General features: G+C 71.8%; 12 protein-coding genes and 3 tRNA genes. 4 read left to right on the forward strand and 11 right to left on the reverse strand.

Annotated elements, in window-relative coordinates; all coding sequences use genetic code 11:
- Positions 1-45: 45 nt before the first annotated feature.
- Positions 46-1107, forward strand: coding sequence for an adenosine deaminase (locus tag BKA18_RS16220; protein WP_366047705.1), 1062 nt, complete (start codon positions 46-48; stop codon positions 1105-1107).
- On the opposite strand, the gene BKA18_RS16225 is transcribed toward BKA18_RS16220, so the two are convergent.
- The 6 genes from BKA18_RS16225 to BKA18_RS16250 all read right to left on the reverse strand — a co-directional run bounded on the left by BKA18_RS16225 (position 1104) and on the right by BKA18_RS16250 (position 3636).
- Positions 1104-2159 carry a UDP-N-acetylmuramate dehydrogenase gene (locus tag BKA18_RS16225; protein ID WP_366047704.1) on the reverse strand — a complete coding sequence of 352 codons (1056 nt, stop codon included), beginning with the start codon at positions 2157-2159 and terminating at the stop codon, positions 1104-1106. The two genes, BKA18_RS16220 and BKA18_RS16225, sit on opposite strands and share 4 nt — an antisense overlap.
- Before the next feature lie 59 nt (positions 2160-2218).
- Entirely contained in the window at positions 2219-2653 is a 435-nt protein-coding gene (locus tag BKA18_RS16230; RefSeq protein WP_006604857.1) for a MaoC family dehydratase, read from the reverse strand.
- Position 2654: 1 nt separating this feature from the next.
- Entirely contained in the window at positions 2655-3107 is a 453-nt protein-coding gene (locus BKA18_RS16235) for a MaoC family dehydratase N-terminal domain-containing protein (protein ID WP_006604856.1), read from the reverse strand.
- An 84-nt stretch (positions 3108-3191) separates the two neighbouring features.
- Complete coding sequence (gene rpmG / locus BKA18_RS16240; RefSeq protein ID WP_006604855.1) at positions 3192-3356, reverse strand: 50S ribosomal protein L33; 165 nt, start codon at positions 3354-3356, stop codon at positions 3192-3194.
- Positions 3357-3444: 88 nt separating this feature from the next.
- Positions 3445-3517, reverse strand: a tRNA-Met gene (locus BKA18_RS16245).
- Between the two features lie 46 nt (positions 3518-3563).
- Positions 3564-3636, reverse strand: a tRNA-Thr gene (locus tag BKA18_RS16250).
- 181 nt (positions 3637-3817) lie between these two features.
- On the opposite strand from BKA18_RS16250, the gene BKA18_RS16255 reads away from it, so the two are divergent.
- Together BKA18_RS16255 and BKA18_RS16260 are read left to right on the forward strand one after the other, a co-directional pair.
- Positions 3818-5080 (forward strand): amidohydrolase family protein, encoded by a 1263-nt coding sequence (locus tag BKA18_RS16255; RefSeq protein WP_006604854.1) that lies wholly within the window; start codon positions 3818-3820, stop codon positions 5078-5080.
- A 76-nt stretch (positions 5081-5156) separates the two neighbouring features.
- Positions 5157-5819 (forward strand): NAD(P)H-binding protein, encoded by a 663-nt coding sequence (locus BKA18_RS16260; protein WP_366047703.1) that lies wholly within the window; start codon positions 5157-5159, stop codon positions 5817-5819.
- Positions 5820-6018: 199 nt separating this feature from the next.
- Here the strand turns inward: BKA18_RS16260 and BKA18_RS16265 are convergent.
- Positions 6019-6100 (reverse strand) — tRNA-Tyr (locus tag BKA18_RS16265).
- A 188-nt stretch (positions 6101-6288) separates the two neighbouring features.
- Here BKA18_RS16265 and BKA18_RS16270 point away from each other — a divergent pair.
- Positions 6289-6777 carry a YajQ family cyclic di-GMP-binding protein gene (locus BKA18_RS16270; protein WP_006604852.1) on the forward strand — a complete coding sequence of 163 codons (489 nt, stop codon included), beginning with the start codon at positions 6289-6291 and terminating at the stop codon, positions 6775-6777.
- A gap of 151 nt (positions 6778-6928) precedes the next feature.
- On the opposite strand, the gene BKA18_RS16275 is transcribed toward BKA18_RS16270, so the two are convergent.
- From BKA18_RS16275 to BKA18_RS16290, 4 genes are all read right to left on the reverse strand, one after another.
- Positions 6929-7321, reverse strand: a complete 393-nt coding sequence (locus BKA18_RS16275) for a YccF domain-containing protein (protein WP_366047702.1) — start codon at positions 7319-7321, stop codon at positions 6929-6931.
- A gap of 168 nt (positions 7322-7489) precedes the next feature.
- Entirely contained in the window at positions 7490-8353 is an 864-nt protein-coding gene (gene htpX, locus BKA18_RS16280) for a zinc metalloprotease HtpX (RefSeq protein ID WP_093483822.1), read from the reverse strand.
- 239 nt (positions 8354-8592) lie between these two features.
- Positions 8593-10137 carry an NADH-quinone oxidoreductase subunit N gene (locus tag BKA18_RS16285; RefSeq protein WP_366047701.1) on the reverse strand — a complete coding sequence of 515 codons (1545 nt, stop codon included), beginning with the start codon at positions 10135-10137 and terminating at the stop codon, positions 8593-8595.
- On the reverse strand, positions 10137-11834 hold the full coding sequence (locus tag BKA18_RS16290) for a complex I subunit 4 family protein (RefSeq protein ID WP_366047700.1): 1698 nt from the start codon (positions 11832-11834) through the stop codon (positions 10137-10139). Before BKA18_RS16290 ends, BKA18_RS16285 begins: the two co-directional genes overlap by 1 nt.
- Positions 11835-11873: the final 39 nt, after the last annotated feature.

Genomic DNA, 11873 nt, shown 5'->3' on the forward strand with positions numbered 1-11873 from the left:
GAAAGGGCCTACCGGCGTACCGGTCTCATACGGCAAGATCCTGGGATGGAGAGCGTTTGTGCCCGCGGCGGAGCCGCCATCCGAGACCTGCGCCGATTGCCGAAGGCCCATCTGCACCTGCACTTCACCGGTTCGATGCGGCCGGCGACCCTGCTGGAGCTCGCCGACAAGTACGGCGTCCATCTGCCGGAGGCGCTGCGGGGCGGTGAGCCGCCCAGGCTGAGGGCCACGGACGAGCGCGGCTGGTTCCGCTTCCAGCGGCTGTACGACATCGCGCGGTCCTGTCTGCGGGCGCCCGAGGACATCCAGCGGCTGGTGCGCGAGGCCGCCGAGGAGGACGTCCGCGACGGGTCGCGCTGGCTGGAGATCCAGGTCGACCCGACCTCGTACGCGCCACGGCTGGGCGGGCTGATCCCGGCCCTGGAGATCATCCTGGACGCGGTGCACAGCGCCTCCCGTGACACCGGGCTCGGCATCCGCGTCCTGGTCGCCGCGAACCGTATGAAGCACCCGCTGGACGCCCGGACGCTGGCGCGGCTCGCGGTGCGCTACGCCGACCACGGAGTGATCGGTTTCGGGCTGTCCAACGACGAACGCCGGGGTTTCGCCCGGGACTTCGACCGCGCATTCGCCATCGCGCGCGAGGGCGGTCTGCTGGCGGCGCCGCACGGCGGGGAGCTGTCGGGGCCGGCCAGCGTCCGGGACTGCCTGGACGATCTGCACGCCGGCCGGGTGGGGCACGGCGTCCGGGCCGCGGAGGACCCCGCGCTGCTGCGCCGGCTGGCCGCACGCGGGGTGACCTGCGAGGTGTGCCCGTCGTCGAATGTGGCACTGGGGGTCTACGAGAAGCCGGAGGACGTGCCGCTGCGGACGCTGTTCGACGCGGGCGTGCCGATGGCGCTGGGCGCGGACGATCCCCTGCTGTTCGGGGCGCGGCTGGCCGCGCAGTACGAGATCGCCCGCACCGCGCACGACTTCACCGATGCCGAACTGGCCGAGCTGGCCCGGCAGTCGGTCCGCGGCTCGTGCGCCCCACTGGACGAGCAGCAGCGGCTGCTGGCGGGGATCGACGCCTGGCTGGCCGGAGCGGAGCCCGGGGCCCCTTAGAGGCTGACGCCGACCGTGACCGGTTCGTTGACGAGCGTGACGCCGAAGGCCGCGTGCACGCCGTCGCGGACCTCGCGGGCCAGTGCGAGCAGGTCCTCTGTGGTGGCCTTGCCGCGGTTGGTGAGCGCGAGGGTGTGCTTGGTGGAGATGCGGGCCGGGCCGCTGCCGTAGCCCTTGGTGAAGCCGGCCCGGTCGATGAGCCAGGCGGCGGACGTCTTGACCAGGCCGTCGCCGGCCGGGAACGCGGGCGGGGCGACATCGGGGCCGAGGCGGTCCTGGACCCGCTGGAGGAAGGCGGCGTGCTCGGCCTCGCTGAGGATCGGGTTGGTGAAGAAGGAACCGGCCGACCAGGTGTCGTGGTCCTCGGGGTCGAGCACCATGCCCTTGCCCGCGCGCAGGGCCAGGACGGTCTGTCGGGCGACGGCGGCCGGCACCCGGTCACCGGCCTCGACGCCGAGGGCGCGGGCGGTCTCGGGGTACTTCAGGGGCGCGGAGAGGCCCCCGGCGTCCTCCAGGGCGAAGCGCACCCGCAGCACCACGAACCGCTCGGGGTGCTCCTTGAAGCGGCTGTGGCGGTAGGAGAAGCCGCACCGCGCACCGGGGATCGTGACGGTCTCCCCGGCCCGGCGGTCGTAGGCGACGACCTCGGTGATCGTGGTGGAGACCTCCTGGCCGTACGCGCCCACGTTCTGGATCGGGGTGGCGCCCGCCGAGCCGGGGATGCCGGCCAGGCACTCCACCCCGGCCAGTCCGGCCTCGACCGTACGGGCGACCGCGTCGGACCAGTTCTCACCGGCGGCGAGCGTGAGGGCCGTGCCGTCGAGCTCGAAGCCACGGGTGGCGATGCGCAGGGCCGTGCCGTCGAAGCCCTTGTCACCGATGACGAGGTTGCTGCCGCCACCGATGATCAGCAGCGGGTCCCCGGCGTCGTCGGCCGCGCGGACGGCCGCGATCACCTCGTCGTCGGTGGTGGCCGTGACGAGGCGGGTGGCCGGGCCACCGAGGCGGAAGGTGGTCAGCGGGGCGAGGGGCGCGTCATGGAGTTCCTGCACGCGCCCAAGGGTACGGGGGCGGTCCGACATCCTCGGCCGGCCGCCCCCGGCGGCCGCAGTCAGGCGAGGCGGACCACGGCGCGGGACATGCCCAGCACCTTCTGGCCCGCGCTCATCGCGGTGAGATCGACCCGGACCGTACGGTCGTCGTCGTCCAGCTTGGCCGCGACCTTGGCGCTGACCTCGATCAGCGCACCGGTCTCGTCGTTGGGGACGACGACGGGCTTGGTGAAGCGCACGCCGTACTCGGCGACCGCGCCCGGGTCGCCGGCCCAGTCGGTGACCACGCGGATCGCCTCGGCCATGGTGAACATGCCATGGGCGATGACGTCCGGCAGTCCGACCTCCTTGGCGAACTTCTCGTTCCAGTGGATCGGGTTGAAGTCGCCGGAGGCACCCGCGTACCGGACGAGCGTGGCGCGGCTCACCGGGAAGGTCTGCGCCGGGAGTTCGGTGCCGACCTCGACCTCGTCGTAAGAAATCTTGGCGGTCATCTCAGGCCTCCCGGTCGGCGCGGGCCACCAGCTTGGTGAACGCGGTGACGACGTGTTCGCCGGCCTCGTCGTGCACCTCACCGCGGATGTCGATGATGTCGTTGCCCGCCATGGACTTGATGGCCTCGATGGTGGAGGTGACGCTCAGCCGGTCCCCGCTGCGCACCGGCCGGGTGTAGGCGAACTTCTGGTCGCCGTGCACCACCCGGCTGTAGTCCAGGCCCAGTTGCGGGTCCTCGATGACCTGTCCCGCGGCCTTGAACGTGATCGCAAAGACGAACGTCGGCGGCGCGATCACATCGGAGTACCCGAGCGCCTTGGCTGCTTCGGCGTCGGTGTAGGCGGGGTTGGTGTCACCGATGGCCTCGGCGAATTCCCGGATCTTTTCCCGGCCGACCTCGTAGGGGTCGGTGGGCGGGTACGTGCGCCCCACGAATGACTGGTCGAGCGCCATGGGCTCGCAACCTCCCTGTACTGATGGTGATAACGCCGTGAGGCCGCCCCCACGAATGGGGACGGCCTCACGGACGAGCCTGTGTTATCGCGTCTCGCGGTGCGCAGTGTGCGAGTTGCAACGGGGGCAGTGCTTCTTCATCTCAAGACGGTCCGGGTCGTTGCGCCGGTTCTTCTTGGTGATGTAGTTCCGCTCCTTGCACTCCACGCAGGCCAGCGTGATCTTCGGGCGGACGTCGGTGGCAGCCACGTGAGTGCTCCTTGACGGACGGATGGTCGGGTTAACGCATAGAAGAGTAGCCGATCGGAGGACCGACCCCACAATCGGCTACTGTCAGTAGCGGTGACCGGACTTGAACCGGTGACACAGCGATTATGAGCCGCTTGCTCTACCGACTGAGCTACACCGCTGTGATGCGAGGGGACCCCGCCCGAGGGCGGGAACCTCACACATCAGAGCCCCAATACGGAATCGAACCGTAGACCTTCTCCTTACCATGGAGACGCTCTGCCGACTGAGCTATTGGGGCGAGCGATGAAGACATTACACGGCCCGCCGCCAAACGTGAAATCCGTATCGGGCCGTGCCCCAACGGCCCCGGGCACCACACCGGTACGACTATTTCGCGCCTGCGCAACGCTCTCCGGGCAGCGTCCTAGGCTCGGAAGAACGCTGCGTGATCTTGCACGCCGGTGCTTTCGAGGAGCGCGATGTCCGACAGCAGTTCGCCGCAGCCCCAGCCCGGAAAGCCCGGCGGCGCCGGCCAATACGCCAGGCCGGAAAGCGGTGCGCTGGTGCTGTGCGGGGCCCGGCTGGCCGACGGCCGGACGGTGGACGTACGGCTCGGCGGCGGGCGCATCGAGGCCGTCGGGACGGCGGGCAGCCTCGCCCCGCAGGGTGCCCGCGTCGACCTCGCCGGCTACCTCCTGCTCCCCGCGCCCGCGGAGCCGCACGCACACTGCGACACCGCGCTGACGGCGGACTCCGACGGCCCCGCTTCCGGCTCCCCCGAGGACGTCCAGCGGCGGACGACCGAGGCCGCGTTGCTCCAGTTGGGGCACGGGGCCACCGCCTCGCGCAGCCACGTCAGGATCGGCGACGTACAGGGCCTGCGCTCGCTGGAGGCGGTGTTGCAGGCCCGCAGGTCGCTGCGCGGGCTGGCCGACCTGGCCGCGGTGGCGGTGCCGCGGGTGCTGACCGGGGTGGCCGGTGCGGACGGGCTGGCGATGCTGCGGGACGCGGTGAAGATGGGCGCCTCGGTCATCGGCGGCTGCCCGGATCTCGACCCCGACCCCGCCGGGTACGTCGAGACGGTGCTGGAGCTGGCCGGCGAGCACGGCTGCCCGGTGGATCTGCACACCGACGGTGACGATCCGGCGCGGCTGGCGCGGTTCGCGGCGATGTCGGGCGGGCTGCGGCCGGGGGTCGCGCTCGGGCCGTGTGCGGGGATGGCGCGGATGCCTCGGAGCGTGGCCGCGCGGGTCGCCGAGCAGTTGGCCGCCGCCGGTGTCGCCGTGGTCTGTCTGCCGCAGGGCGACTGCACGGGCCTGGAGCGCTACGGCTCGCGGGTGTCGCGGCCGGCGCCGGTACGGCTGCTGCGGGCGGCCGGGGTGCGGGTGGCGGCGGGCAGCGGGGCGCTGCGGGATGTGGCGAACCCGGTGGGGCGCGGCGACCCGTTGGAGGCCGCGTACCTCCTGGCGTCCCTGGGCGAGGCCACGCCGGAGGCGGCGTACGAGACGGTGAGTTCGGCGGCGCGGGCCACGTTGAGCCTGCCGGAGGTGCGCGTCGAGGCGGGCTTCCCCGCGGAGCTGCTGGCGGTGCGCGGGGAGCGGATCGCCGGGGTGCTCTCGCTCGCGTACAGCCGGATCGTGATCCACCGGGGGCGGGTGGTCGCCCGGACCAGTGCGGTGCGGGAGTACTGCGACTCGGCGGCGGAGGTGGCGCTGGAGCTGCCGCGGCAGTCGCAGCGCTGAGCCGCGGCGGCGAGAAGGCGGCGGCACCCGGCCGGTCCCGCACCGCGCGGCGGCCCATCGGCGTACGGTCGGGATCATGCGCATTGTCATCGCAGGTGGACATGGTCAGATCGCGCTGCGGCTGGAGCGGCTGCTCGCCAAGCGCGGGGACGAGGTCGCGGGCATCCTCCGCCGGCCGGAACAGGCCGGCGACGTGCTGGCCGCGGGTGCCGAGCCGGTGGTCTGCGACCTGGAGTCGGCGTCGGTGGAGGATGTCGCCCGGCACATGGAGGGGGCGGACGCGGCCGTCTTCGCGGCGGGCGCGGGCCCGGGCAGCGACGTCGGACGCAAGGACACGGTGGACCGGGGCGCGGCGGCGCTCTTCGCGGACGCGGCCGAGGCCGCGGGCGTCCGGCGCTTCCTCGTCGTCTCCTCCATGGGCGCGGACCGTGAGCCACCGGAGGGCACCGATCCGGTCTTCGCGGCGTATCTGCGGGCGAAGGGTGCCGCGGACGCGGACGTACGGGCCCGCGCCGGGCTGGACTGGACGATCCTGCGGCCCGGCCGGCTGACGAACGACCCCGGAACGGGCCTGGTGACGCTGGCCGAGTCGACCGGCCGCGACGAGGTGCCCCGGGACGACGTGGCAGCCGTCCTGGCGGCGCTGCTCGACGAGCCGGGCACCATCGGCCGGACGCTGGAGCTGATCGGCGGGGAGACGCCGGTGGCGGACGCGGTGCGGGCGGTGGCAGGGCGCTGAGGAGCGGCGTCCGCCGGGTGCAGCGGGGGCCGGGCCGGCACGGCGTGTGGGGATCTGACGGACCGCTACGGCTCCCCGCTTCCGCTGTGCGGAGAGCCGTGCGGAGGCGGGGCGTTACCTGTTGATCAGGTCGACGCAACGCATCACAAAGGGCCCCTGGCTTGCGAGTTCGCAAGCCAAGGGCCCTTTGCATTTACTGTGGCGGCGCCAGGATTCGAACCTGGGAAGGCTGAGCCGGCAGATTTACAGTCTGCTCCCTTTGGCCGCTCGGGCACACCGCCTGGGTTTGCTGCCGGGAGACCCGCTGTGGGCGGTGCTCCGTGGCAACGACGTAAACCATACCCGATGACCGGGGGTGGTCTGCCACTCGATTCGGAAGCGCTGGATCTTGGTCGGGTGGCTAGGCTTGGCAGGCGGTCCGGGACGGGCCGTACCCCTGACGGATCTACGTACGAGGAGCCAACTCAACATGGCCGACTCCAGTTTCGACATCGTCTCGAAGGTAGAGCGGCAGGAGGTCGACAACGCCCTCAACCAGGCCGCCAAGGAGATCTCGCAGCGCTACGACTTCAAGGGCGTGGGCGCGTCGATCGAGTGGTCGGGCGAGAAGATCGAGATGCGGGCCAACGCCGAGGAGCGGGTGAAGGCCGTACTCGACATCTTCCAGTCCAAGCTGGTCAAGCGCGGGATCTCGCTGAAGGCGCTGGACGCCGGCGAGCCGCAGGCCTCGGGCAAGGAGTACAAGATCTTCGCCTCGATGGAGGAGGGGATCTCGCAGGACAACGCGAAGAAGGTCGCCAAGATCATCCGCGATGAGGGCCCGAAGGGCGTCAAGGCGCAGGTGCAGGGCGACGAGCTGCGGGTCAGCTCGAAGAGCCGGGACGACCTCCAGGCGGTGCAGCAGCTGCTGAAGGGCAAGGACCTGGACTTCGCCCTGCAGTTCGTGAACTACCGGTAGGAGCCGGGTTTTCGGGTGCCACAAGGATGGGGCGGCGCGCTGCGGCGGGCCGCCCCACCTGTGTATGGACCCCTTGGCTGTATGGGCGCCTCAGAGGCTCGTACGCGTCTGGGTGGCGAGGGGCCGGGCTGGGGGGCCGCTGGGGCGCGGGTCAGCGCACCGCGAAGGGCTCGTCCGTCGGGACGATGTCGCGGCCGAGGGGCACGAGGGAGATCGGGATCATCTTGAAGTTGGCGATGCCGAACGGGATGCCGATGATCGTCACGCACAGGGCGAGGCCGGTGACGATGTGCCCGAGCGCCAGCCACCAGCCCGCGAAGATGATCCAGATGACGTTGCCGATCGCCGAGCCGACACCGGCGTCATGGCGCTGGACGGTCGTCCGGCCGAAGGGCCACAGGGCATAGCCGGCGATCCGGAAGGACGCGATGCCGAACGGGATCGTGATGATCAGGATGCAGCAGATGATTCCTGCGACGACGTAGCCGATCGCCAGCCAGAAGCCGCTGAGGACCAGCCAGAGGACGTTGAGGATGAGCTTCATGATCAGCAGCCTTCCCAGGGCACGGCGGAGAGTGTGTCTGCCGAGCTAGACGCGCTGAGTCCGGTGAATCGTTGCGTTCGTATCGGTGCCGTCCCGTCACAGCCTTGCCTTCATCATGCGATGAGTCCGCGGTGACGGCCACTCTCCGCTCCCGGCGCCGGACGGGCGTCAGGGGCGGCGGCCCGCCAGCTGTTCGAGGCGGGCGATGCGCTCGCGCATCGGAGGGTGGGTGGAGAACAGGCGGGTCATGCCCTCGCCCGCCCGGAACGGGTTGGCGATCATCATGTGGCCGGCGGTCTCCAGGCGCGGTTCGGGCGGGAGCGGCAGCTGCTGGGTGCCGGCCTCCAGCTTGCGCAGGGCGGAGGCCAGGGCCAGCGGGTCGCCGGTGAGCTGGGCGCCCGAGGCATCGGCCGCGTACTCGCGGGAGCGGCTGACGGCGAGCTGGATGAGGGAGGCCGCGACCGGGCCGAGGATCATGATCAGCAGCATGCCGAGGAGGCCGGGGCCCTCGTCGTCGTCGGAACGGCCGAGGGGGATCAGCCAGGCGAAGTTGACGAGGAACATCACGACGGAGGCCAGCGCGCCCGCGACGGAGGAGATGAGGATGTCGCGGTTGTAGACGTGGCTGAGTTCGTGGCCGATGACGCCGCGCAGTTCGCGTTCGTCGAGGAGCTGAAGGATGCCGTCGGTGCAGCAGACCGCGGCATTGCGGGGGTTGCGGCCGGTGGCGAAGGCGTTGGGCGCCTGGGTCGGGGAGAGGTAGAGGCGCGGCATCGGCTGGCGGGCAGTGGTGGAGAGCTCGCGGACCATGCGGTACAGCTGTGGGGCCTCGAACTCGCTGACGGGGCGGGCGCGCATGGCCCGCAGCGCCAGTTTGTCGCTGTTCCAGTACGCGTACGCGTTGGTGCCCAGGGCGACGAGAACGGCGACGATCAGGCCCGTACGGCCGAAGAGGCCGCCGATGACGATGATGAGGGCGGACAGGCCCCCGAGGAGTACGGCGGTCCTGAGCCCGTTGTGCCGGCGGTGCACGGTAGGCCCTCCAAGAGGTGCGGCAGGGGAACCCTGGGCTGCGTTTCTCCACTCTCCAGTGGATCCTTACTCACTGGTCAACGCGGGATGAACGGGCCTGGTTCCCCGGTGTGCGGGCGGCGGCCGGGCAGGGCGTACCCAGGCGCCCCGTGGGGCCGTGCCTCCGTACGGGTGGGCAGGCGGCCGTGCGGGCCGTCAGGGGCGCCGGGTGTTCCGTGTGCGGCGGGCCGGCCGGTGGCTCAGAGCAGCGCCGCGGAGGCGAAGCGCAGCACGAGCTGCGGGGCGCCGGAGAGGGCGATGCCGAGGACGGCGGCGAGCGCGATGGCGGTGGCGAGCGGGGCCGGGAGGTCGGTGCGGTGCGGCGCTTGCCCGGAAGCGGCCTCGGGAGCCTGTGCCGCCGCGGGCTCCTCTGCTCCCCGGAAGAGGACCGTGGTCCACTGCAGGTAGTAGTAGAGCGCGATCACGACATTGACCGCCATGACCACGGCGAGCCAGGCCAGGCCCGCGTCGACGGCCGCGGAGAAGACCGTGACCTTGGCGAACAGGCCGATGATGCCCGGCGGCAGGCCGGCGAGGCAGAGCAGGAAGAAGCCGAGGGCGAGCGCTACCAGGGGCCGCCGGTGGTACAGCCCCCGGTAGTCGGTGATCCGGTTGGCGGGGCGGCTGCGGGCCACCACGGCGGCGACGGCGAAGGCGCCGAGGTTCACGGCCGCGTACATCAGGGCGTAGGCGACGGTGGAGCCGATGGCGCGCCCCGGGTCGTGCAGGTAGCCGGCCGCCGCGATCGGGACCAGGAGGTAGCCGGCCTGGCCGACGGAGGACCAGGCGAGCAGGCGGACGGCGCTGTGGGCGCGCCGGGGGTCCTGGCGCAGCGCCCCGACATTGCCGACGGTCATGGTCAGCGCGGCCAGGACGGCCAGCGCCGGCCCCCAGACACCGGCGTACGAGGGGAAGCCCTGGACCGTGACGAGGATCAGGCCGGAGAAGCCGACGGCCTTGCCGACCACGGAGAGGTAGCCGGCGATCGGCAGCGGTGCGCCGACGTAGGTGTCCGGCACCCAGAAGTGGAACGGCGCGGCCGCGGTCTTGAAGGCGAAGCCGACCAGGGTGAGGGCGACGCCGGCGCTCGCCAGAGTGGCCAGCCGCGGGTCGGGGAGGACGGTGAGGGCGTGTGCCACCCGGGAGAGGTGCAGGCTGCCGGTGGCCGCGTACAGGAAGCTCACGCCGAGCAGCATCACGGCGGTGGCGGCCACCGAGGACAGGAAGAATTTCAGCGCCGCCTCGGAGGAGAGCCGGTCACCGCGCCGCAGTCCTACGAGGGCGAAGGCGGGCAGCGAGGCGACTTCGAGCGCGATGACGAGGGTGGCCAGGTCCCGGGAGGCGGGCAGCAGGGCGGCGCCGGCCGCCGACGACAGCAGCAGGAACCAGTATTCGCCGGCGGGCAGGTCCCAGTCCTTGATGGTGTCGAGGGACAGCAGCGCGGTCAGCAGCGCCCCGGCGAGCACCAGGAACTGGATGACCAGGGCGAACGGGTCGGCCACATAGCTGCAGACGTCGGGGTGGCCGGACAGGCAGAAGGTGCGGCGGTCGCCGCCCAGGAGCGGCAGCAGCGAGAGCGCGGCGAGCACGAGGCCCGCCGTCGCGAGCAGGCCTAGCAGCGGCTTGCGGGCCGCGGGCAGGAAGAGGTCGGCGACGAGCACCACCAGGGCGACGGCCGCGGTGAGGGTGGGCGGCGCCAGGGCGAGCCAGTCGACGGACTGGACCAGCGAGGGGACCGAGCTCATCACTTACCGCCTCCGAGGAGCTGCTGGACGGCCGGGTCGGTGAGGCCGAGGAGGGCCGCGGGCCACAGTCCGGCGAGGACGGTGAGGGCGGCCAGGGGGGACCAGGCCGCGTATTCGTAGCGCGCGAGGTCGGGGACGGCGGGGGCCGGTGCGGGCGTGCCGTCCGGGTCCGCGCCGGTCTCGCCGTCCGGGTCCGCGGCGCCGAGCACGGCGGCCCCGGCCAGGTCCACCGAGCCGCCCATGCAGACGCGGCGGACGACGAGCAGCAGATAGGCGGCGGTCAGCAGGGTGCCGAGACCGGCCAGGACCATGAACGTCAGGAAGGCGGGGCGGCTGAGGCCGGCGGCCGGGCGGAAGGCGCCGAACATCGCCAGCATCTCGCCCCAGAATCCGGCCAGTCCGGGGAGGCCCAGGGAGGCGACGGCCCCGAAGGCGAGCAGGCCGCCGAAGCGGGGTGCCCGGGCGTAGAGGGCGGCGCCGGACGGTGCGGGAAGCAGCGCGGCGGCGCCGGACCCTGCGGCCCGGGGGCCGGGCGCGGAGCGGGCGAGGGTGTCGAGGTCGGTGCTGCCGGTGCGGTCCTTGAGCGCGCCGACCATGAAGAAGAGCAGGCCGGTGATCAGGCCGTGTGCGATGTTGGCGAACAGCGCCCCGTTCACGCCGGTGGGGGTCATGCTGGCGATGCCGAGCAGGACGAAGCCCATGTGGCCGACGGAGCTGTAGGCGATCAGGCGCTTGAGGTCGCCGCCCGCTCCCTTGCGTACGAGGGCCAGGCAGGCGAGCGAGCCGTAGATGATGCCGACGGCGGCCAGCGCGGCGAGGTACGGCGCGAAGGTGTGCATGCCCTCGGGCGTGATGGGCAGCGCGATCCGTACGAAGCCGTAGGTGCCCATCTTCAGCAGCACGCCGGCCAGCAGCACCGATCCGACGGTGGGGGCGGCGGTGTGCGCGTCGGGCAGCCAGCTGTGCAGCGGCCACATCGGGGACTTGACCGCCAGGCCGATGCCGATCGCGAGCACCGCGAGAAGCTGAACCGTGTGGCTGAGCTGGGCTTTCGGGCCGTTGTCAGTGGCCAGTGCCACCATGTCGAACGTGCCGGTTTTCACGCCGATGAGAAGGAGGCCGAGCAGCATCACGACGGAGCCGAGCAGCGTGTAGAGGATGAACTTCCAGGCCGCCGCCTGCTTTTGCGCACCGCCCCAGCGAGCGATGAGGAAGTACATCGGGATGAGGACCATCTCGAAGGCGAGGAAGAAGAGCATCAGGTCGAGGACGGCGAAGGTGGCGAGGGTGCCGGCCTCAAGCGTGAGCAGCAGGGCCACAAATGCCTTGGGTGACGGGCCCGTTGGCATTTTGAAGTAGCTGTAGAGCGCGCAGAGGAAGGTCAGCAGCGCGGTCAGGACGAGGAGGGGGAGCGAGATGCCGTCGACGCCGAGGTGGATACGGATGCCGAGGGCCGGGATCCAGCTGATGTCGGTGGTGGCCTGCATACGGGCCGGGTGGCCGTGGTCGAAGCCGGCGGCCAGCGCGATGGCGGCGGCGAGCACGACGCCGGTGACGGTCACGCCGTGGCGCAGTACGGCCTGGTCGGGGTTCTTGCCCCTCAGGCCGGGCGGCGCCGGGAGCAGTGCGGCGAGCGCGCCGACGAGGGGCAGGACGACGAGGCCCGCGAGGAGAAACTGCAGAGCGGTGTGATTCACGGGTCAGGCCCTCCTCAGGGTTTCGGCTCCGGCGAGGCA

The organism is Streptomyces auratus (assembly GCF_050433025.1).
GTDB lineage: Bacteria > Actinomycetota > Actinomycetes > Streptomycetales > Streptomycetaceae > Streptomyces > Streptomyces sioyaensis.

Excerpts from the sequence above, each read along its gene's own strand:
- BKA18_RS16230 (WP_006604857.1), bottom strand. The coding sequence starts at position 2,653 with ATGACCGCCAAGATTTCTTACGACGAGGTCGAGGTCGGCACCGAACTC.
- BKA18_RS16275 (WP_366047702.1), bottom strand. The coding sequence starts at position 7,321 with ATGAAGCTCATCCTCAACGTCCTCTGGCTGGTCCTCAGCGGCTTCTGG.
- BKA18_RS16255 (WP_006604854.1), top strand. The coding sequence starts at position 3,818 with ATGTCCGACAGCAGTTCGCCGCAGCCCCAGCCCGGAAAGCCCGGCGGC.
- BKA18_RS16235 (WP_006604856.1), bottom strand. The coding sequence starts at position 3,107 with ATGGCGCTCGACCAGTCATTCGTGGGGCGCACGTACCCGCCCACCGAC.
- BKA18_RS16285 (WP_366047701.1), bottom strand. The coding sequence starts at position 10,137 with ATGAGCTCGGTCCCCTCGCTGGTCCAGTCCGTCGACTGGCTCGCCCTG.
- BKA18_RS16220 (WP_366047705.1), top strand. The coding sequence starts at position 46 with ATGGAGAGCGTTTGTGCCCGCGGCGGAGCCGCCATCCGAGACCTGCGC.
- BKA18_RS16260 (WP_366047703.1), top strand. The coding sequence starts at position 5,157 with ATGCGCATTGTCATCGCAGGTGGACATGGTCAGATCGCGCTGCGGCTG.
- BKA18_RS16270 (WP_006604852.1), top strand. The coding sequence starts at position 6,289 with ATGGCCGACTCCAGTTTCGACATCGTCTCGAAGGTAGAGCGGCAGGAG.